Here is a 21,924-nt window from a genome sequence, read left to right on the forward strand (position 1 = left end):
TTATTTATTTAAATTTTAGGAGGCGTTTTATTATATGGAAAGTGACATATTAGGTAAAGCAACAGATATCAAAGATTGGTTGGTAAATTTAAGAAGGGATTTTCACAGACATCCTGAACAATCATTTAAAGAATACAGGACGTCCAAAATAATTGCCCAAAATTTAATTAATATGGGTATTAAAGTAGATCATATTGGAGAAACGGGCATAGTTGGAATTTTAGAAGGAAATTCAAAGGGAAATGTTATTGCACTTAGAGCAGATATAGATGCATTGTCCGTAACTGAAAAGACAGGACTTCCATTTTCATCGGAGAATATAGGTTATATGCATGCCTGTGGGCATGATTTTCATACTTCCATGCTTTTAGGTGCGGCCAAATTGTTGTCTGAGAGAAAAAATGAGTTGAAGGGAACTGTTAAATTTTTATTTCAGCCTGCGGAAGAGTTAGCGGAAGGGGCAAAACAAATGGTGCAGGGAGGAGCTCTTGAAAACCCGGACGTGGATTATATTTTTGGCATGCATGTGTGGTCGGATATACCTGTAAATAAAGTATCACTGCAAGAAGGACCTATTATGGCAAGTGCAGATACCTGGAAATTGAAAGTGCTTGGAAAGTCATGCCACGGATCTTCCTCCTGGGAGGGAGTTGATTCTTTAGTATGTTCTTCTGCAATAGTTCAGGGTATACAAACTATAATTAGCAGAATAAATGATGTAAGAAGTCCCGTAGTAATAAATATAGGAACTATAAGGGGTGGAGAGAGGTTTAATATAACACCCGGTACCACTGAAATGGAAGGTATGAACAGGACTTTCAATGTCAATATCAGAAATAAAATTCCAAAGTGGATGGAGAGGATAATTAAAAATACTTGCAGTGCCTATGGATGTGATTACAAATTTGATTATAATTTCAAGTGTTCTGTGACTGATAATGAACCTAAATACACTAGATCTGCAATAGAATCCATAAAAAAATTTATGGGTGAAGATGGGATTATAAATATAGATAGAATAATGGGTTCGGAAGATTTTTCTGAATATCTGGGAAAAATCCCCGGTTCATTAATGCTTCTTGGTGGTAGAAATGAGGAAAAAGGGTGTAATCATTCCCACCATTCAAATTATTTCAATGTAGATGAAGATGCCCTTCCAATAGGAACTGCAGCTTATACCCAAGTGGCCATTGATTTTCTTTCTTGAATCATGATATATAGTTAAGATCTTTAAAGTGCTGTAAAACTATTTTAGAAAGTGGATTTGCAGCACTTTACCATTTTTTTTGATGCAATTGTTTACATAAAAGATATAAAGAGGAATTTATGATATTGTGTAGAATATGTATAAGGTGTATTAAGTTAAAAATGAGAAAGGAAGTGAATATTTTAGTGAGCTTTAGTATTTATGCGGTATATTTACTTGCTTGCTGAGAACGGATAATGAATATTGAGGAAAATAAGGAAGAACTGAGTATTGACAAAAAAATTGTTTGCTTTTTTAAAAAACCGTCGGCTGTTTTTAGTGAATTTATAGAAAAGCCCCGATATCTGTGGACAATGCTCATAGTTGTTGCAATTGATGTGGTTTATAATATTATGCAGACAACTGTTTCTGCAGATATTTTGAGAAAGTCAATTGTGGATAAACTTCAGGGCACGCCTAACATGTCCCAGGCAATTATAGAAAAATCGGTAAAATATGCAACTTCCATACCTGTACGAACAGTATCTACCATAGCAGTTACTGTTGTAGGAATATACATAGCAGCTTTGATATACAAGATACTTACGAGAATTTTCGGCTCCAGAGTAAAGTACAAACAGCTTGTAGCTGTATACTGTTTGAGTATGATGTCTACAGCTATCGGTGAAGTTTTGAAATGGCTTTACATGGCTGTTACAGGGAAACCTGTGGGTGTTAATTCTTTGATTAATCCTACGGCGCTAAATGGATTTTTAGATAATTATGATGTGTTCAATCTGTGGCAGATAGTATTGTTGACTATAGGCATATCGATAGTTGGAAAAATGTCAAAGAAAAAAAGCTTTGTCGTTGTCGCAATTTCCTGTGTACTTACTGTAATTGTAGGTTTACTTCCTTATCTTAAAATTGCAAAATGACTTTGATAAAATGGAGGAAGGATGGACTTATTATGAAGAATAAAAAAAATGTACTGATCATTGCTTCTGCTGTTTTTATAATTGTGGTATTATTTGCCGTAACATTCTTTTTGAATCGCCACAGGCAAAGTGTAAAAAGGAATAATATGAAATATGAAGTATATTCTGTCCCGGAACAACAGAATATATTTTTGGATGGACAAATCCAATACGTTAAAAAGACAAGTTTTTTTGAAGATGCAGCCAAGGGAACTGTTGACAAGGTAAATGTTGAGGATAAACAGCATGTAAAAAAGGGGCAGACATTGTTCACGTATAAAAATGAACAGGCAATTGAACAGTATGAAACTCTTTCACAGCAGCTCAACGGTATTGAGGCTGATCCACAGGCGCTTCAACAGGCCGGCAGTCAAAAATCAAGCCTGCAGCAGCAGTTGAATGATGTTAAGGATAAGCGCTATACTGAAGTTTCAGCTCCATTTGATGGAATTGTTTCAATATCTCAAGATGGTGAAAATGATGCCAATAAAGTTATTTTGACTTTGATTGATCCCAAATTGCAGGTAGTGGCAAATGCCAGTGAAAAAGATGTATTGAAACTTAAGACAAATCAGAAGATAAAGATCAGTGTCTATGGCACGAATAGAGAATTCAGCGGCACTATTAAATCTATCGATGCCGAACCGCTGCAGGCACAGATATCTCAAGCTGGTAATACCGGCGGCACTTCATCAAATTTGACACAATCTTCAGGAGCCAATATATCTTATTATCCTGTCTATATTGACATAGGCAATCAGCGTGAAGTTTATGCCGGTTTTCATGTGCAGGGAACCACTGTTGATGAAAATGAGCTTCCCAAAATTCCTTCATCTTCTGTTTTCAACAGCGGCGGGGATAAATTTGTCTGGCTTGTGAGAAATAAAAAGCTGATGAAAGTTCCAGTGGAAATTGAAAAATATAATAGTACATATATGCAGGTAAAAAGTGGTTTGAACTTTGAAGATAAGATTATTAAAAATCCGTCCCAGGGAATGAAGGAAGGTGACAGTGTTGGCACGGCATCTTCTGGAAGTTAAAGGGTTGTGCAAATGGTATGGCAAGTATCAGGTTTTAAAAGATCTTGATTTTGAAGTTGAGAAAGGTTCTTTTGTAGTTATAATGGGTAAATCAGGCAGCGGAAAAACTACTTTACTAAATATTCTAGGTCTTCTAGACGGTTTTGAGAAAGGAAGCTATATATTTAATGGACAGAATGTTGCAAAGATGGGTGAAAATCAGAGATGTTTATTTAGAAACAGCCATATTGGATTTATATTCCAGCAGTTTTATTTGATTGAATCTTTGACAGTGGCCCAGAATATTGAGCTTCCAATGTTGTATCATGGTGGATATACTGCCGGTGAGAGAATTGACATGGTAAAAGAAAGCCTTCAAGCTGTCGAGTTGGAGAATAAGTTTAAGAGCTACCCAAATGAACTGTCTGGAGGACAGCAGCAGCGTATCTCAATTGCCAGGGCACTTGTAAATAATTCTGATCTTATTCTTGCAGATGAGCCTACTGGTGCACTGGACTGGAAAACTGGACTGAAAATTATTGACATATTGGTTAAACTCAATAGACAAAATAAAACCATTATAATGGTAACCCACGACGGTGATCTCAGAAAATATGCTACTCACTGTGTTTTCCTCAGAGATGGTGTTTTCACTGGGGAGGATGATTTATGAATTTATTGGAGCTCATACATAGTGCGGTTTTAAGCTTGCGCACACATAAACTTAGAGTATTTTTAACTATGATAGGGATAATAATTGGAATAAGTTCCGTAGTTGTAATTCTTTCTGTGGGAGAGGGATTGAAAGCACAGGTGAATCAGTCGACTGAGGATACCGGTGCCAATGCCATTACCGTTAATTTTGAGCCCTATGATTTAAATTCTTCAGATGCATCTACAGCTTTTAATCGGAAAGATTTTCAGGACTTGAAAGATATTGACGGTGTAGAACAGGTTAATAAAAGCAGCAGCGGTTTGGAGGGACTGACAGGGGTAATTGAAAGTGCAACTTTTTTCAACAAACAGTCCTATTTAACGGTAAATGATTATGATAGGAATGCAGGTGTTGTTTCGGGCAGGGGAATAACCAGGGAGGACAATGATTTCAAACACTATGTGGTTGTACTTTCGAAAGATCATGCAAAGGCCCTGTTTGGCAATAATGTAAATGAAGGAATTGGAAAGGGAATTAAGATAAAAGATGAATATTTTGAGGTCGTTGGAATTGGGAAAGAAGGCTCTGGCTTATTGGCCATGCAGTATGACTATGTACCTGAATTTGCAAAAAATCTTCTGGAAAATGATACAGTAATATCTTCAATTGATGTGAATATCAAACAGGGATATAATTCTGATTCCATATTTAAGAAGGTGAAAAAAGAGCTGGAAATCCTGCATCCTGATGTAAAGGGAACTTATACTAAGGGAGATCCCAAGGCTGTTTCCAAAGCTTTTGAAAAGATAATAAGCGGGATAACTACTTTCATAGCGGTTGTTTCTGGAATATCTCTATTTGTCGGAGGAATCGGAGTAATGAATATAATGTATGTATCCGTTACAGAACGCCGTCGTGAAATAGGCATCAGAAGGGCCATAGGTGCAAAACCATCTGCAATTCTATATCAATTTTTAATAGAATCGATATTTATTACCGGGATGGGTGGAATTCTCGGAATAGGCACGGGATATCTTGCTTCCCTTATTTTAGGAAACTTTTTACCTTTTAAACCTGTCATGACATTGGGCATATTGGCGGGATCATCCATTACTTCTATTGCCGTAGGAATAATCTTCGGTATAATTCCCGCATATAAAGCTGCGAAACTGGATCCAATTAAGGCTATTTATAGATAAATGGAAATGAGTATGGATTTGTGTAAAAATCAGATCCATACTCATTTAATTATACTACATTGATGTAATAATATGTGGTTTTGTGAGTAAGCACTGTATCAGTTGTTTTATTGTTATTGAATTGAACAACGTCTACTTTATGTTTACCTGTTTTGATGTTATCCCCTTTTAATTCTACATCCGATTTACTGCTGGACAGTTGTTTCTTGGAATTGTATTTACCATCTATAAATATATAACTTTGATATTTATTGTTGAATTCACTTGGATTTATTTCTACTTTTTGGGATGAGGTGTTTTTCTTAATGTCTATAATTGGAATGTTTCCCTCTTTAAATTTATTTGATGATGGGGATATATAAAATTTTCCCGGACCCATGTCGGTTTTTAAATTCTTAGGCAATTCTGCCAGATCACTTTTGGTTTTGTTCTCTATATTTTGTGTTTTGTTTTTAATTCCATTAGCTTGCTGCTTAGTTCCACATCCTACTAAATTTAATGTGATAAGTAAAGATGCCATAATTACATAAAAGATTTTTTTCATCTGTATCACTCCTGCATTTTATAATCAATAATTATCCAATTATAATTAAAGTTTGTACATTAATGAGTGTAATTATACTGGAAAATTAAAGAAGATAGTAAATTTGGAAATAATCAATCTATATTTTGCTGTGATGATGTTATAATATTATTATAATTAAGAATAATTATACTTAATTTATAAGATACTGTTAATTTTATATCAATATCTACGAGGTGGTTCTTTGGAGGTAAAAGATAGTATGAACAAAAAATTGAGTATGTTGTTAATGGCGATAGATCATATTCATGATGGAATTGTAATTGTAGATAGAAGTTCTAAGATAATATATGTTAATGAGGCTTATTCAAGAATTCTGAATGTATCTAAACACAAGGTTTTAAATAAGTTTGTAAGTGAGATAGAACCGGGAGCTGCTATTTTAGAGTGCCTAGAAGATAGAGAAGCTAAAGTAAATACTATGGTTAAAGTAAAAAGCGTAGGTAAAGAAATTGTTGTCAATATAAATCCTATAATTTTAAATGAACAGCTTATAGGTGCAATATCTATATTTAAAGATATTACGGAAATATCTTTGCTAAATAAAGAATTGGAGAAAGTGAGAAAATTAACTGGAATAATATATAATGACAGTACAAAATCACATAGTAGTTTTCCAAAAAGCTTTTCTAATATAATAGGTAAAAGTAAGAATTTTATGAATTGCTTAAAATTAGCATCAATAGTAGCACCAACTGATGCAACAGTGTTAATTGAAGGTGAAAGCGGAACAGGAAAAGAAGTTATAGTGAATGCAATAGTAAATGCTAGCAAAAAAAGGAAAGTTCCATTTGTGAAAATAAATTGTTCTGCAATACCAGAAAGCTTATTTGAAAGTGAGCTGTTTGGATATTCACAAGGATCGTTTTCGGGAGCAAGAAAAGAAGGAAAAATAGGTAAATTTGAAATAGCAAATGGTGGAACTATATTTCTCGATGAAATAGGTGAGATGCCGCTTCTAATGCAGGCTAAACTTTTAAGAGTATTACAGTCAGGTGAGATTCAGAAAATTGGTTCTAATAGTTTTGATAGAGTTGATGTTAGAATTGTTGTTGCTACAAATAAAGATCTAGAGCATATGATAGAGGAGGGAAAATTCAGGGAGGATCTTTATTTTAGGCTTAATACGTTTAAAATAAAAGTACCTCCTCTCAGAGAGAGAGGTAATGATATCGTACTTCTTGCTAAGCATTTTTTAAGATTATATTGTAAAAAGTATAATAAAAATTTAACTTTTTCTGAGAATGTTATAAAAACGTTTAAAAAAAATAAATGGCATGGAAATGTCAGACAGCTTCAAAGTTGTGTTGAGTATTCAGTTATAGTATGCGAAAAGAATATTATAGAAATTAATAACTTACCTGATGAAATTAGAAATTCTGATATGAGTAAAAATGATAATTTGTCAAAATCAGATACATTGAAAGATATTATATCTAATATAGAAAAGAAACAGATAATTAATGAACTTAGGAAAACTGGAGGAAATAGAAGTGATGCTATGAAAAAGCTTGGAATGTGCAGAAGAACATTTTATCGTAAATTAAAAATATATGGTATTGATCCTAATTTATATGGTAAATAATCTTGTATACTTTGTATATAATTGTATACAAGGTATATACAATAATTAATAAGAAAATTTTGGTAGATATTGAATTTGTAATGCTTTTTAGAGCATTATTTTTTTTGGCATTAAATTTGCTGTAAATGTTGAATGTCAGATAAATAATATATTTTATGGAGAAGGTGCATTTATGAAAACAATAAGAATTGGAGGGGCTCAAGGATTTTGGGGTGACCTGAATGATGCTCCTGTTGAAATGGCCAAAAAAGATGATGTAAATTATATTTCCTGTGATTACTTGGCAGAGCTCACTCTATCTATAATGCAAAGGCAGAAAGAGCGTCATCCAGAGGCAGGGTATGCTAGAGATTTTATAAAGGCGTTGAGAGAAATGCTTCCTATGATCAAGGAAAAGGGAATAAAGGTTTTGACGAATGCAGGGGGAATGAATGTAAAATCTGCTGTCGAAGCTGCAAAAAATGTGATTAAAGAATCAGGATACAATTTAAAAGTCGGATATGTAGTAGGTGATGATGTAATGGATGTAATATCCGATTTGAGGAAGCAGGGAATATCCATGAACAATATGGATACCGGTGAATCCATAGATTCAATACTACCGCACATGGTGAATGCAAACGTATATTATGGCTCAGAACCAATTGTGGAGTGTCTTGAAGGCGGGGCAGATATAATAATAGTAGGACGTTCTACAGATACAGCTTTGTTTCTGGCACCACTTGAGCATGAATTTGGATGGAAAAATGGAGAGTGGAATTCCTTGGCTACAGGTATCTTAACGGGTCATCTTTCAGAATGTGGAGCTCAGGCAACTGGAGGAAATTATGATTATGATTGGAGAAATGTTCCTCATCCAGAGGATCTGGGCTATCCTGTAGCAGAAGTGAGTGAACCTGGGAAAATAATAATGACGAAGACAAAAAATACAGGTGGGCTTGTAACCGTTCAGTCCATAGAAGAACAGCTCTTTTATGAAATACATGATCCTAAAAAATATCTTACTCCAGATGTTGTAGCTGATTTTAGTGAAATAAATCTAGAACAGATAGGGAAGGATAGGGTTTTGGTTGAAGGTGTAAAGGGTCACAAGAGACCAGATACTTTGAAATTATGTGTTGGGTATACAGAAGGATATAGAAATGTAGCATATCTGACTTTTAGCTGGCCGGATGCACTGGACAAAGCAAAGAGAGCTGCTCAGATACTTGATGACAGACTTACAAATAAAAGGCTTGATGCCATAGAAAAGAGAATTGAATTTGTAGGATTGAATTCTCTTCACGGTCCCCTTGCGGATGAAATAGAGCAGGAACTCAATGAAGTTGTACTTAGAGTGGCAATAAAAACTAAAACCAGGGAAGAGGCAAGCAAACTGACACCTGAAATTGCTCCTTTTATTTTAAATGGACCACCCGCATCGTGTTTCTTTGGAGGAAGAACCAGACCGGCAGAAGTATTTGCACTGTGGCCTACGCTTATCCCTAGAGATGCAGTTAAACTTGAAGCTCATGTAGAGGAGGTAAAATAATCATGATAGTTAAATTAAAAGAAATAGCTCATGGAAGATCTGGAGACAAAAGTGATACGGAAAATGTGTGCATATTTGCAAGAGATCCCAAATATTATGATGCAATGAAAAGGCAGCTTACACCTGAAGCTGTAAAGAAACATTATAAGGGTATAGTGAGGGGTGACGTAATAAGATATGATATTCCACAGCTTTATGGATTCAATTTTGTATTGCATCATGCGCTTGATGGGGGTGCAACCCGTTCGTTGAGGCTGGATACACTTGGAAAATGTATGGAAGCTGCACTTTTAAGGTTTGAAATTGATTTGAACAAGTAGAAGAATTCTGGAAATGAAAGGAGATAATTTAGTATGGTAAAACCACTTGAAGGCATACGTGTTGTAGATTTAACCCGTGTTTTGTCAGGGCCTTATTGTACCATGCTTTTGGCAGATATGGGTGCAGAGGTAATCAAGATAGAACAACCTGGGAAAGGGGATGACAGTAGGGGGTATCCTCCTTTTCAAAGGGGAATAAGTGCATATTTTGCAAATTTAAACAGGAATAAAAAGAGTATAACTCTCAACTTAAAAGATCCAAAAGCTAAACAGGTTCTATTTGATCTTATAAAGATGTCGGATGTAATAGTTGAAAACTTCAAACCTGGTACTATGGATAAATTAGGATTTCCATATGAAAGTGTAAAGACCGTAAATCCAGAAATAATTTATGCTTCTATATCTGGATTTGGACAAACGGGTCCTTATAGAAAGCTTCCAGGATATGATGTTATAGCACAGGCTATGAGCGGAATGATGAGTGTTACAGGATGGCCGGATTCGCCGCCTACTAGGACAGGAACTGCTATAGGAGATGTTCTGGCGGGACTTAATTGCTGTATAGGAATTTTGGCGGGACTTCAGGGAAAAAATACCCATGGAAAGGGTGACAGGATTGACATAGGACTTGTAGACTGTTCTGTAAGTGCAATGGAAACCATAACTGAAATATATATGGTTGAAAATAGGATACCTGAACCTATAAGAAATCGTTATGAATTTATATATCCTTATGATTCTTTCGAGGCGAAGGATGGCTGGGTAGTTATAGCTGTAGGAAATGATTCAATATGGCAGAGGTTTTGTAATGCCACCGGAAGAACTGATCTACTTGAAGTAGAAAAATTCAAATTGAATAAGAATAGAGTAAATTCACATGACGAGCTTAATAAAATTGTTACAGACTGGACAAAAAAGCATGAAATAGATGAAATAATAAAAATACTTCAGGCGAAAGGTGTTCCATGTGCTCCTATAAATACCATAGATAGGGTTGTGAATGATAAGAATATAAGAGAAAGAGAAATGATATGTGAAATAGAACATCCTATAAAGGGAAATATGAAGGTAACCGGATGTCCTATAAAATTTATGGAATCTGATCATGTAAGTTATAAGAAAGCACCTACACTTGGAAAAGATAATAAAGAAGTATTTGAAAACCTTTTGAATATGTCTGAAAATGAAGTGAACTATTTTAATAGTTAGTTGATAATAGCATATAAAATTTGACTTAATAGATAATTGTATATATCTATCATAGTCAAATTTTATATAAATAGAAGTTAAGGGGGAAGCCAATGATAGCTTTACTTGGTTTTATAACTGTAGGTTCTGCAGTTGTGTTGATAATGAAAAACAAAATGGATCCTATACCAGCACTTATAATAATTCCCGTTATTACATGTATATTGTCTGGATTTGGTGGACAAACTAGTAAATTTATAATTAATGGTGTTTTGGATGTAGCTCCAATGGGGACAATGTTTATTTTTGCAACGCTTTTCTTTGGAATTATAATTGATGCAGGTACTTTGAATCCGATCATTAGAAAAATTTTTAAAATAGTAGGTAAAGATCCGATAAAAATTGTACTTGGCACTGGAATACTGGCAATGATGGTTCATCTTGATGGAAATGGAGCGGTTACTTTTTTAATAGCTATTCCCGCAATGCTTCCACTATTTGATGCAGTTGGAATGAGAAGGACTACATTGGCTACAGTAGTGGCTTTAAGTGCCGGACTTATGAATACGGAACCTTGGGCTGGGACAGCTCAAAGATGTACAGTTGCACTTAAACTGACTACGGCTCAATTATGGAAACCTCTTATTATACCGTTTATAGTAGGGGCAATATGTATATTGTTCATAGATTATAGACTTGCATTGCAAGAAAAAAGAAGAATTGGAGAAATAGATTTGTCAAATAATGAAATATTTGATCTTGAAATAGATGAAGAAAAAAAGAAAATAGAAAGGCCCAAATTATTTATTGTAAATATAGCAATTGTACTTTTGACTATTGGAGTATTGATATCAGGGAAAGTTACCCCTGCAATTGCATTTATGGTAGCACTTGCACTGGTATTGATCATAAATTATCCTAATGCAAAGGATCAAAAAGATAGAATTAATGCTCATGCAAAAGAAGCTCTTTTGATGTCAGGTATAGTATTTGCCACTGGGGCACTTGTAGGAGTTATGAGCGGAACCGGAATGATAAAGGGAATGACAAATTTTCTTGTAAGTATAATTCCTAATGCTCTCGGAAAACATATAGCACTTTTGACTGGTATAATTGGAATGCCTGCAAGTCTGATTTTTGATCCGTCATCTTTCTATTTTGGAGTTTTGCCAGTGATAGCAGAAGCAGGAAAAAGTTTTGGAGTTCCAGTTGTGGAAACAGCAAGGGCAGCATTTTTAGGGGAGATGAATATGGGTTTTCCCATAAGCCCTCTCACCGGAGGTACATTTCTTCTGATATCTCTTGCAGGAGTTGAACTTGGCGAGCATCAGAAAAAAACATTTCCATATGCTTTTATAGTAACTATAGTAATGCTTATAGCATCAATGGCTATTGGAGTAATCAGAGTATAATATGATTTTTTATTGTTATTGTATAGTAAATAGTGACAGAAAACTATTTAAAAAATAGTTTCCTGTCACTTCCTGTGCAGATTTTATATTATATATATAAAATGTCTATATTTGAATTTTTTTCATCCAACATGATTTTCCAGGTATTGTGCCGCACAGTGTGCATATATGGCTGTGCCCAAGGGCAGTACTTTTTCGTTTACCGTCATTTTGGGATTATGCATGGAGTAAATGTGTCCATCTTTGATGCTTCCTGCGCCAATATTGATCATGACTGATGGTACGCATTCTGCAATGCTGGTAAAATCTTCTGTGCCACAAGCTGTAGGGATTTCTCTTACTTTTTCCGAAGCCAGGATTTCCCTGCAGTAGTCTGCAATTTCTTTACTGAGGGCTGGATCATTATATAGAGGTCCAATACCGTATACAAATTCTACAATTGCCTCTCCTCTAAAAGTTACAGCTACATTTTTGCTGATTTCTTCAATTCTCTTTTTAAGAAATGCACGGTTTTCATTTGTGGTTGCACGAATGGAAGCTTCAATCACTGCATTGCCTGCTAGTGTATTAACCGTATCTCCACCTTGTATTTTGCCAATAATTACTACTGAATGCTGGCTGCAGGGTATTTCTCTCGAGATAATTTCCTGCAGTGCAATAACGATGTGTGCTGCAATGTTGATTGCATCAACACCCTTTTCAGGAGTGCTTCCATGGGCATTTTTACCCTTTACTGTAATGCGTACGGCATCACCTGAGTACAGAGCCGTACCTTTCGCATATGTTATGGAACCCACGTCAGATTTCTCATATCCGACTTTAATGTGCATTCCCATTGCTGCATCTACTGTTGGGTTTTTCAATATACCGGCCGCTATCATGTCATTTGCCCCGGCTAATAATTCCTCTGCAGGCTGAAACATAAATTTAACGGTTCCTTTTAGCTTATCTTCATTTTGCTTTAGGAGTTTTGCAGCACCAAGCAGCATTGCAGTATGACAATCGTGACCACAGGAATGGCAATTTCCGTTGGTAGCGGCGAAATCCAATCCTGTATTCTCTTTCATGGGAAGTGCATCCATATCTGCACGGAGCAATATGGTTTTGCCTTGGTTTCCCAAAATGCAGCAAATGCCTGACTTCCCCACAGGGAAAGGAGAAAGGCCGTATTCATTGAGCTTTTTCATAACAAATGTTGTGGTTCTTGGAAGGTCAAATCCTGTTTCTGCATAATTGTGTAATGTTCTTCTGTTGGCAACAAGCTCTTTGCTAATACTTAAAGCTTTTTTATAATATTTATTCATATATATTCTTCTCCTCCTGTTAGGCCTTCTTAGGTGAAACTATTTTTAACGCTGCATTTACAGCGTTATATAAAACTGAACCCACTACAGCGTTTATGAAACATGCCGGTAGAACTACTGAAAATAATAATATATTTAATTTTGTAGGTAATCCTGTAATTATTAAAGCTAGAAATAGAAATGTGGTTCCGCTAACAGCTGTTCCTACAATTGAAGTTAGAACAATTGTTATTTGATTGTTTAGTTTATTTCTTAACGGTTTTAATAATAGGAATAAAATATTCGTTGTTATTATCTTATCTATGAAGTTTGGTATTTGTCCTCCCGGGAATGCTGTAGTACCTGCTGATAAAATACCTATTACAATTCCAGCGGCAATGCACGTTTTATAATCGTCATTGAACAATATTATAATAAATAATACGACCAGGCCAGTACCGGGCTTCATTCCGAAAAATACTGGAGGTATGATCTGGCTTAACACAGTTCCTATAGCCAAAAATAATGAATTTACGATAATTTTTTTTAATTTCACAATTTACATCTCCTTAATGTTATTTAATATCTGGAAGCCTCCGGAAGCTAACAAATAGTTTTACAAATCAATTGAGTCTCAAAAAAACTTTAATAAAAAAACTCCATCCTATAAAAATAGGACGGAGATATTCGCGGTACCACCTAGCTTGTGCTTGTTTAAAAACACCACTCTTGAATTCAGACACCAACATGTCTTGCCCATTATAACGTACGGCCAACGATAAAGACTACTCTCCAAACAATTTAGATTTCGGTTTATTCCTAAAAGGTCCATTCACTACCAGTTGTCGTGCTGGAATCACACCACCTCCAGCTCTCTGTAACTAAACGTAATAGCTACTCTTCCTCGTCAAAGGATTGTTTTAGTTTATTTATTGTTATTTATAATAATACTTTACAGTGTGTTTGTCAATAATTTTTTATTTATTGGACAGGGCAAACGCATGAAAAGTAATATTTTATTACTCAAGGACTGTATATCAAAAAATAAATGTAAAGTATATTATGTTTTCACAATTTTTAGCATAACTCAGAGAAAAATATTCTTAAGTTACCGGATAGTCCTCACTACAGGATATATCCCGCAGCATCAAAAACAGGCTCAATTTTATTAAGCTAAAAATATGTGGCTTACAACTGATTAATAATATTAGGTGCCAGTACTTTATCAAAATGGATTAGGAATTGCAAAAGCGAAAATGGTATTCAAGTCCGGGGTTCTGGTAATTATTCCAGTGATGACCAAAAAGAGATCGCACGATTAAATCGTGAACTTTGTAACACAATGGATGCTCTTGATTTATTAAAAAAAGCCATAGGAATTTTGGTAAAATGACAGAAGCAATCTATCTTGAAGTTCTTAATAAACATGAGGAACTCAAGAGGAAACGCCGGGTTTCTATCATTGTAATGATTCATGTATAAGGCGCTTCACGTTCAGGGTATAATTCGTGGCTGCACCGCCTGCCATCCGGTAGACAAAAGAGAAAGAAGGCTGTATCCTATTATTACAAAGGATTCTGATTTCAGCAGTAAGCTGGAAAACATTCTAAATGGGCAGTTTAACCTTATTGCACCAAATGTAGTATGGTGTACAGATATTACATATCTTTGGACTGATGCGGGTTTTGTATACCTCACAAGTATTATGGATTCCAACAGCTTCACAAGCACCCTTTATAATTTTTATTATATATATTTATCATCATTTTTACCCCAATAATAGAAATAAAAAAATAAATCACCTTTATTACAATAATCGTATTATATAACATTAACTTAAATAATAGTTATATATTTGATTATATTATAAAAATTTCATCAGTCATTTTTTCATCGCCACATATCCATATATATAATATAAAACCCTTGTCATATTCTAAGTATATCCCCACCTATATGTCAACTAGGAAACTTATTGCCTGTAAGCTTATATTTCATAAAACATAATTGCCGCCATACACCCTCTATCGCTTAGAAAATCTATTATTCAATAATAATTCACCATTTTCCACGAAATTCCTTTTCAAAACTTATAAAGATCTTTTCCGAGCATCATAGGCTTATACACAATAATTCTTCCATATTTCTCGTACTTCATATAAATCAACTAGGTTTAACCTATTTTATTCTCTTCATTTCACCTCCAAAAATAAAAATGAACTAATTGATACATAATAAATTGACTTCAAATAAAAAATAGTGTATCATTTTATTACAAAGGAGCATATTATTATAAAGGAGTGAAGCAATGAATTCATATTACAACCAGAACTATTCTCGGGAGGAAATCGAAGATATTCTTGAAAAAATTAAAAATTGTGTCCGTAATAACAGATTTACAATTTCTCGTAATGCTAATAGGCAGGAAAACATTGATTTTATCAATGAGTACAATATTAGAAGCGATAAACAAAAAAGTATATTGCTAAAAATTCAGGCAACCGATTTTTGCCACTCCTTGCAGAATACCAACATAGGATATGAATATGAAGTTTTATATGTGTTTGTTCCGCAAGTTGAATTGTTCAATGTAGATGGCAAGCAAGAGATAGTTGATATTTATACAAAATTCAACATCATTGATTTACCTTCAAGAACTCGAACGGTTGTGATTTCTTTTCATAAGCGAAACAAGCCGATTGAATATCTTTTTAAATAAAATATAAATTAAAAGGAGGATCCATTATGAAAGCCAAAAAAGTTTTCTGTGAAAAATGCAGAAATGATGTTACTTATACTGTTAGTAAGGTCCAGATGGAAGGCACCATTAAAGGGAAGAAATATTATTATACTGGTAAAGAAGCTCATTGTGATGATTGTGGATCTGAAGTTTATGTGGCAGAGCTAAATGATTATAATTTAAAAGCATTGTATGATGTTTATAGAGTGAAAAATGGAATTGTTTCTCATAATATTGTTGTAGCCATACCAGAAAAATATGCAATAGGAAAACGTCCGCTATCGCTTTTGTTAGGATGGGGAGAACAAACATACTCTCGTTACTATGATGGTGACTTGCCAACTAAACAGTATTCTCAAATATTGCAGAAAATTTATGATGAGCCACAATACTATGCTGAAATTTTAGAGGAGAATAAAAGCAATTTAAAAACAGTCGCTTCTTACGAAAAAAGCAAAAAAGCTGTAGAAGCTATTTTAGGTTTAGCACAGAGTAATGAATCAAAAATTAATTTAGCTATCGAATATCTTTTAAATCAATGTGAAGATATTACTCCGCTGGCTTTACAAAAAGCACTTTATTATATTCAGGGGTTTTACTTTGCTTTTTACAATACATTTATCTTCAGTGAGGACTGTGAAGCATGGATACACGGTCCTGTTTATAGGGAAATATATTTTAGATATCGTGATTACCGATTTGATGCAATCAATGGGAACAACGAGAAATTCGATAGTTCAGTCTTCTCATCAGCTGAAAAAGGGATTTTAGACAGTATAGCAAAGAATATTTGTTGCTATAGCGGTAAAGTTTTAGAACATTTTACACACGCTGAATTACCCTGGTTATCTACTAGAGGTGACTTGAAAGCAAATGAGCGTTCAGGACGAATTATTAAAAAAGAATTGATTGGCAAATACTTCAGTAATGTTAAGTATAAATATCAAATGATCAATCCTAGTGATATCAAAGACTATGCACAAAATATGTTTAATCAAATATAATTGAACTTCAACTATAAAATAAAAGAGGTATCGCTGCATTTAATTTTGTAAAAGCAGCGGTACCTTTTATATACTTTTTTTCATTATCATATAACCTCAGGCAAATACAAGATATGTATTTAAGTATCCCATTTTTGATCCACTAAATAAAGGTATGAACAAAGTATAATAAGCTAGATAAAAGAATCTATTAAAAGCGGTAAATCACTACCCTGGCAAAAACCATGGATAGGATACGGAAGGCCCAGGAATTACGTAACACAAAAGAAATATTCCGGAATAAATTTGCTGCTGTTCCCTACTCCGGGAGAATATATTACATTTAAGCAGATAAAGACATTACAGAAAAGTAATCCCAGTATAAAACTTAAAAAAGGCAGTAAGAGCAACATGGTTGTATTCTGGAAATTTCTCGATAAAAATAAAAATGAAGATATTAAAGAAAGTGAACTAGAGCTACCTGTGCCAGTAAATCAAAAGGGAAAGGTCCAATTTTTAGATACTATAAGGTATTTCATATATCATGTGTAGAAGGACTAAAACCACACGATAATATAATTCAAAATAGCAATGTCAACGTGATAGAAAAAGCAGAAAATTTAATATACGAATATAGTAAAGAAGTAAAAATTAAAAAAGTTCTCGGAAGTAACAAAGCCTATTATAATGCTGCGAGGGACTTTATTTCTGTACCGGACATAAAACAATTTAAAAAGGAAGCCTGGATACTACTCAACGGTCTTTCATGAAATTATCAGGGTATAATAGCCGATTGAACAGGCTTGGAAATAATGACCAGTTTCAATTTGCAAGTGAAAAACATAGTCTGAATTTTTATTTATGATGTTTCTCCTATCTCTTTCTGATATCCCACTGCACCGGTAGTTTACAATACATACATTTATATCGAGCAGCTTTAAAAGTTCTGGAATCGCTGTTATTTCATTGCTTTTCTTGTCAGTTTGTCTTTACAATTTATTTACTCATGCGTTTGCCTTGATTTATTGGAACTATAATTGGGGTAAAAAAATATATTGTAAGTAAAGGAGGCGTTTTATGTATAAAGGTGTCGATATAAGCAATTTAAACGGTTATGTAGATATAAGCAAGATTAAAAATGCCGGTAATTCCTTTGTAATTGCCAAGGCAACTGAAGGAAGCACTTTTGTAGATAGATTTTACAGTGGTAATGTCACGAAAGCCAAGGTACAGGGACTTGTTTCCGGGGCATACCATTTTGCAAGATTTCAAAATAGAGTTAAGGCTCTCCAGGAGGCAAACTTTTTCAAGCAAATTGCGGCAGGGGCCAAACCTGATTTTGTTGTGCTGGACTTTGAGCAGCAGTGCAGCGGTGACATGACGGATGCCTGTCTGGCGTTTCTGGATGCCGTGTCTTCAATGTCAATGGCTCCTGCAGTTATTTATTGCAATCCGAGTTGGATAAAGGCACATCTAAATTCCAGGATAACCAAATATCCTCTATGGATTGCCCATTACGGGGTGAATTCACCTGAGTTTACACTGTGGAATCAGTATGCAATATGGCAGTATACTAATAAAGGTATTATGGCCGGCATAGGTGGTTTTCTGGATTTAAACTATATGTCCGAGGATTTTTACAGTAAGCTTGGCGGTGCAGAAAAGCCAAGTACCCTTGTGGAACAGATAATGGCTCTTCAGTACAATCTGAATGCAGATTACAATGCCAAACTTGAAGTGGACGGTATGGCAGGTCCTGCAACTATGGCGGCACTGCGGGGTATTCAGAATATCATTACAAAAGGCCATAAGAGCCATGTAGTTCTTTGGATCCAGCAGAAGCTTGGGCAATACGGATATCTTGAAAATGGAACTTACACTGAAATGGTCTATGACGAGCCGACTTTTCAGGCAGTGACTAACATGCAAAAGAATTGGGGGAAGGCAACAGATGGAATACTGGGGCCACAAACCTGGAGTATATTACTCAATAATTAAAAATAATTCTAGGAAATTTTAAAAAATGCCTATCTATATTTCAAAAACTGCATATATGTTATATGAAGAAAGAATTATGGAGGTAATAAAATGTCAGATTTAACTATATTATTTACGATTATAGGACTAGCTATTGGAGTGGGAGCTACAGTATTGGTTTTTCTGCCATATTTAAAAAAGAAGGGTGTTGACACTGGAGAAATACTGGGGAAAGTTGATGCAGGTTTAAAGGAAGTCAGGAAATACACGGATGCGGCAAAGTCTATAGTACCGGGGAATAAATTCCTGAATATTTTAAGCATTATAGAACACTATGCAGAAATAGGAGTTGGACAAGCTCAGCAGCTCAATATATCTTCACAGCTTCCTGCAGACCAGAGAAAAAAGAGTGCCGAGGATTATGTCTACAGCGTACTCCAGAAGCTGGGAATAGAAGTGGATGACAATGTGAGAACCATAGTTTCAGGGGTGATTGAAAGCAAAGTATATGAGCTCAAAAGTCCGGAAGAGAAAAAGTCAGCTAAGAAAACTGCGGTTCAAGTTCAAATATCACAGCTTCAAGCTCAAAATTCACAGCTCCAAAGTGAAAAAAACAAGCTGCAGCAGGAAAACGAAGAAATGAAAAGGAAGGTTGCCGCTATATAAAATGTACAGCAGCTGCAGCACAGTCAGCTCGATAAATTTAACCCCAGGTTTGCTAATTGGATCTGGGGTTTATTTTTGTATGATTATTTCTAGAAATTTTTGTTGCTTAACATACATATTATGGTATAATATATCTAATCTATGTTTTGAATTTTGTTATTCTTTAACCAAATATAAGGGGCTAACTGAAAACTGTTAGCTCCTTATTGTTTTTTAAAGTATAATCTGCAAACATAAAATTCATTATTTAATGGCATTTTCTAATAAATAATAAGAAATAGGAAAATCAATTTTTCTCAAAGTCCCTTGATTTTTCTGGCTTCATAGCATATAATAGTTAAGTAAAAATTGTATAAGACAGTTCGAAACCATCCTGTCTATAAATAAAACTATGGATTTATGCTATTGATAGTTAAGTTACAAATAGCAGTTGGATTTTATTGGCTTTGGTCATGTGAATCCCCGAGATAGTCTATTTGTGATATAAAAAAGGTGGAGAAATTTCTTCACCTTTTTTATATTATTTCTATTTTTATGTATAGATTAAGTGGGGTGGCATTCAACATTTCTTATATTTTAAATTTTAAAGTTGGGAGAGAGAAATATGAGTGTTTTACCAAAATTAAAAAGATATGGACAAGTTACTAAAAGACTTCCCAGGGAAATTGTACTTTTAAGGGGAAGTGGTTGTTTTTGGGGAAAATGTATTTTCTGTGATTATCATCTTGATCAGGACAGCAGTGCTTTTAGAAATTACAAGCTTAATACTGAAGCTTTGAAAAAAGTTACGGGGAAATATGGTATACTTCAGGTAATTAATTCAGGAAGCACCAGCGAACTCGACGTCTGTACCGTATTTGAGATCATGAAATTGTGTAGGGAAAAAGGTATAAAACAGATTATTTTTGAAAGCCATGTAAGGTATGAGGACAATATAAAGCTTTTTAAAGAACGATTTTACCCCATTGAGTTAAAGTTCATAGTAGGTGCGGAAACTTTCGACGTGGATTACAGGGAAAATGTACTCAATAAGGATATTGGTCCTAGAAAAGCATGGGATTTTAAGAATTTTGACTGGGTGAATCTTCTATTTGGTATGCAGGGACAGAGTCTTGAAAAACTTGAAAGTGATGTAAAACTTGCACTTAAATATTTTGAAAGGGTTACAGTAAATATATTTTGTGAAAATACCACAAAAGTTAAAAGAGATAATGAACTTGTGGAGAAATTCTACAACAGTGAATTGTTTAAAACTTTACAAACCACTTATTACAATAGGGTAGAGGTGCTTGATGACATAGATCCAAGATGCGATGCGGATTTAGACGGTGTTGGAGGTAAGATAAATGAGCAAAACTAATAAACTGGTAAAACTGGCTGTGGTAGCTGCAATATATATAGTGACAACTATTGCGCTGGGTCAGCTTTCCTATTGGGGCCCTATAGGATTTAGGATAAGTGAGGTGCTTAACTTTCTTGCCTATATAGATCCATTTTATATAATATCTCTTACTCTGGGATGTGCAATATCGAATTTCTACAGTTTCAGCATAGTGGATGTATTTGTTGGAAGTTTTGCAACGCTTGTTGCAACATATGCCATGTGGAAGACTAGAAATATGGCGGTTTCAATTCTGTGGCCCGTTTTGGGAAGTGCAGTTATAGCAGAAGAACTTCATATATTGTATAAAGTTCCTTTTTTCTATACATTTTTTACTCAGGCAGTGGGAGAACTGGCTGTTATGATTTTAGGATACTTTTTATTCAAAAAGATATTTAAAAATTCTGCGTTTTTAGATAGAATAAAGATAAAGACAAATAACGAAAAATTAGAAGATATAAAATTACAAAATATGAAGAAGAATTAAATTCTCGTTAATTGTAAATTGAACAAAAGGGGGCCTTGTATTATGGGAAAGAATCTTTTGAGCATTGACTGGGATTATTTTATTCCCATAAAGAGGGAATGGCGTGGTTCTTATATTGAAAACAAAAAGAATATAGTTTATATGTGGTACAGGAGATATTTTAAAGGTATTGAAAGAGGAGAAAATATAGAAAAGTCAATTAAAACGGGTAAAATACTTGTGGGATTTTGGAAAAGACTCAAGCAGCATTTTGTCATAAAAAAGAAAACAAAAATATGTGTATCTGATTCGCATAAAATTTCCTATTACATAGCAGAGAATGACAATTGTGATAAAGTGGTAAATTTTGATTCTCACTCAGACCTGGGATATGGCGGAATGAAATCCCTTGATTTTGAAGTGAATTGTGCCAACTGGCTCGGGAAACTCCTAAAAAATAGGACAGTGAAAAAGGCTGTCGTAGTTTACAGTCCCTATACTTATGAAAATAAGGAAGATTTCAAGGAGATAAACGATAAATTTGATGTAAGTTACCCCAAGATGGGGGATCTTAAAGGCAGAACACCTGTGGATTATGTGCACATATGCAGATCTGGAAGCTGGACACCGCCTTGGTTGGATTACAAATTTTATGAATTTATAAGTGCCTTGAACAGGCCATGTGAAATTGTAAATTGTCCTGAGAGACGATGGAATCCTGAAAAGCTTACTCTTTCCGATAAAATTATTCTCAGGGTTGGATAAAGGGGGAT

At 34.6% G+C, this 21,924-nt stretch carries 23 protein-coding genes and 1 other annotated feature; of the genes, 20 read left to right on the forward strand and 3 right to left on the reverse strand.

Annotation, left to right across the window (positions count from 1 at the left end; all coding sequences use genetic code 11):
* Positions 1–34 precede the first annotated feature (34 nt).
* From AB8S09_RS08865 to AB8S09_RS08885, 5 genes are all read left to right on the forward strand, one after another.
* On the forward strand, positions 35–1,207 hold the full coding sequence (locus tag AB8S09_RS08865; RefSeq protein ID WP_294180685.1) for a M20 metallopeptidase family protein: 1,173 nt from the start codon (positions 35–37) through the stop codon (positions 1,205–1,207).
* 236 nt (positions 1,208–1,443) lie between these two features.
* On the forward strand, positions 1,444–2,124 hold the full coding sequence (locus AB8S09_RS08870) for a Yip1 family protein (RefSeq protein WP_369868968.1): 681 nt from the start codon (positions 1,444–1,446) through the stop codon (positions 2,122–2,124).
* Positions 2,125–2,156: 32 nt separating this feature from the next.
* Positions 2,157–3,203: an HlyD family efflux transporter periplasmic adaptor subunit gene (locus AB8S09_RS08875; protein ID WP_294180682.1), complete on the forward strand. Its 1,047-nt coding sequence runs from the start codon at positions 2,157–2,159 to the stop codon at positions 3,201–3,203.
* The gene (locus AB8S09_RS08880; protein WP_294180956.1) at positions 3,178–3,855 is read left to right on the forward strand and encodes an ABC transporter ATP-binding protein; all 678 of its coding nucleotides are present in this window, start codon (positions 3,178–3,180) and stop codon (positions 3,853–3,855) included. Before AB8S09_RS08875 ends, AB8S09_RS08880 begins: the two co-directional genes overlap by 26 nt.
* Entirely contained in the window at positions 3,852–5,036 is a 1,185-nt protein-coding gene (locus AB8S09_RS08885; RefSeq protein WP_294180680.1) for an ABC transporter permease, read from the forward strand. The genes AB8S09_RS08880 and AB8S09_RS08885 overlap by 4 nt, the downstream gene beginning before the upstream one ends.
* Before the next feature lie 49 nt (positions 5,037–5,085).
* Here AB8S09_RS08885 and AB8S09_RS08890 read toward each other — a convergent pair whose 3' ends face one another.
* Positions 5,086–5,580 (reverse strand): hypothetical protein, encoded by a 495-nt coding sequence (locus AB8S09_RS08890; protein WP_294180678.1) that lies wholly within the window; start codon positions 5,578–5,580, stop codon positions 5,086–5,088.
* Positions 5,581–5,821: 241 nt separating this feature from the next.
* On the opposite strand from AB8S09_RS08890, the gene AB8S09_RS08895 reads away from it, so the two are divergent.
* The 5 genes from AB8S09_RS08895 (at position 5,822) to AB8S09_RS08915 (ending at position 11,655) form a co-directional block, all read left to right on the forward strand.
* Positions 5,822–7,204 carry a sigma-54 interaction domain-containing protein gene (locus tag AB8S09_RS08895; RefSeq protein ID WP_369868970.1) on the forward strand — a complete coding sequence of 461 codons (1,383 nt, stop codon included), beginning with the start codon at positions 5,822–5,824 and terminating at the stop codon, positions 7,202–7,204.
* Positions 7,205–7,376: 172 nt separating this feature from the next.
* Positions 7,377–8,735 carry an acyclic terpene utilization AtuA family protein gene (locus tag AB8S09_RS08900; RefSeq protein ID WP_369868971.1) on the forward strand — a complete coding sequence of 453 codons (1,359 nt, stop codon included), beginning with the start codon at positions 7,377–7,379 and terminating at the stop codon, positions 8,733–8,735.
* Positions 8,736–8,737: 2 nt separating this feature from the next.
* Positions 8,738–9,055, forward strand: a complete 318-nt coding sequence (locus AB8S09_RS08905) for an AtuA-related protein (protein ID WP_294180672.1) — start codon at positions 8,738–8,740, stop codon at positions 9,053–9,055.
* A 33-nt stretch (positions 9,056–9,088) separates the two neighbouring features.
* On the forward strand, positions 9,089–10,264 hold the full coding sequence (locus tag AB8S09_RS08910; RefSeq protein ID WP_294180671.1) for a CaiB/BaiF CoA transferase family protein: 1,176 nt from the start codon (positions 9,089–9,091) through the stop codon (positions 10,262–10,264).
* Between the two features lie 92 nt (positions 10,265–10,356).
* Positions 10,357–11,655, forward strand: a complete 1,299-nt coding sequence (locus AB8S09_RS08915; protein WP_294180670.1) for a CitMHS family transporter — start codon at positions 10,357–10,359, stop codon at positions 11,653–11,655.
* Positions 11,656–11,777: 122 nt separating this feature from the next.
* On the opposite strand, the gene AB8S09_RS08920 is transcribed toward AB8S09_RS08915, so the two are convergent.
* Together AB8S09_RS08920 and AB8S09_RS08925 are read right to left on the reverse strand one after the other, a co-directional pair.
* Positions 11,778–12,959, reverse strand: a complete 1,182-nt coding sequence (locus AB8S09_RS08920; protein ID WP_294180668.1) for a M20 metallopeptidase family protein — start codon at positions 12,957–12,959, stop codon at positions 11,778–11,780.
* Between the two features lie 19 nt (positions 12,960–12,978).
* The gene (locus tag AB8S09_RS08925) at positions 12,979–13,494 is read right to left on the reverse strand and encodes a tryptophan transporter (protein ID WP_294180666.1); all 516 of its coding nucleotides are present in this window, start codon (positions 13,492–13,494) and stop codon (positions 12,979–12,981) included.
* Between the two features lie 114 nt (positions 13,495–13,608).
* Positions 13,609–13,858 (reverse strand) — a binding site (T-box leader).
* 554 nt (positions 13,859–14,412) lie between these two features.
* Between AB8S09_RS08925 and AB8S09_RS08930 the strand changes: the two genes are divergently transcribed.
* From AB8S09_RS08930 to AB8S09_RS08975, 10 genes are all read left to right on the forward strand, one after another.
* Positions 14,413–14,718 carry a hypothetical protein gene (locus AB8S09_RS08930; protein WP_369868972.1) on the forward strand — a complete coding sequence of 102 codons (306 nt, stop codon included), beginning with the start codon at positions 14,413–14,415 and terminating at the stop codon, positions 14,716–14,718.
* Positions 14,719–15,246: 528 nt separating this feature from the next.
* The gene (locus AB8S09_RS08935) at positions 15,247–15,657 is read left to right on the forward strand and encodes a hypothetical protein (RefSeq protein WP_294182281.1); all 411 of its coding nucleotides are present in this window, start codon (positions 15,247–15,249) and stop codon (positions 15,655–15,657) included.
* Positions 15,658–15,683: 26 nt separating this feature from the next.
* Positions 15,684–16,682 (forward strand): type II toxin-antitoxin system antitoxin SocA domain-containing protein, encoded by a 999-nt coding sequence (locus AB8S09_RS08940; protein WP_294182282.1) that lies wholly within the window; start codon positions 15,684–15,686, stop codon positions 16,680–16,682.
* A 189-nt stretch (positions 16,683–16,871) separates the two neighbouring features.
* Positions 16,872–17,213 carry an ArdC-like ssDNA-binding domain-containing protein gene (locus AB8S09_RS08945; RefSeq protein ID WP_367112684.1) on the forward strand — a complete coding sequence of 114 codons (342 nt, stop codon included), beginning with the start codon at positions 16,872–16,874 and terminating at the stop codon, positions 17,211–17,213.
* 47 nt (positions 17,214–17,260) lie between these two features.
* A complete protein-coding gene (locus AB8S09_RS08950) occupies positions 17,261–17,431 on the forward strand; it encodes a hypothetical protein (protein ID WP_294182283.1) in 171 nt (56 codons plus the stop codon).
* Positions 17,432–17,738: 307 nt separating this feature from the next.
* Positions 17,739–18,659: a GH25 family lysozyme gene (locus AB8S09_RS08955; protein ID WP_294182284.1), complete on the forward strand. Its 921-nt coding sequence runs from the start codon at positions 17,739–17,741 to the stop codon at positions 18,657–18,659.
* A 90-nt stretch (positions 18,660–18,749) separates the two neighbouring features.
* Positions 18,750–19,304: a bZIP transcription factor gene (locus AB8S09_RS08960; RefSeq protein ID WP_294182285.1), complete on the forward strand. Its 555-nt coding sequence runs from the start codon at positions 18,750–18,752 to the stop codon at positions 19,302–19,304.
* A gap of 604 nt (positions 19,305–19,908) precedes the next feature.
* Complete coding sequence (locus AB8S09_RS08965; protein ID WP_294182286.1) at positions 19,909–20,664, forward strand: hypothetical protein; 756 nt, start codon at positions 19,909–19,911, stop codon at positions 20,662–20,664.
* Positions 20,651–21,172: a QueT transporter family protein gene (locus AB8S09_RS08970; protein WP_294182287.1), complete on the forward strand. Its 522-nt coding sequence runs from the start codon at positions 20,651–20,653 to the stop codon at positions 21,170–21,172. The genes AB8S09_RS08965 and AB8S09_RS08970 overlap by 14 nt, the downstream gene beginning before the upstream one ends.
* Before the next feature lie 42 nt (positions 21,173–21,214).
* Positions 21,215–21,916: an arginase gene (locus AB8S09_RS08975; RefSeq protein WP_294182288.1), complete on the forward strand. Its 702-nt coding sequence runs from the start codon at positions 21,215–21,217 to the stop codon at positions 21,914–21,916.
* The last annotated feature ends 8 nt before the right edge of the window (positions 21,917–21,924 follow it).

This window comes from Clostridium lapidicellarium, assembly GCF_041224415.1.
Lineage (GTDB): Bacteria > Bacillota > Clostridia > Clostridiales > Clostridiaceae > Clostridium_B > Clostridium_B lapidicellarium.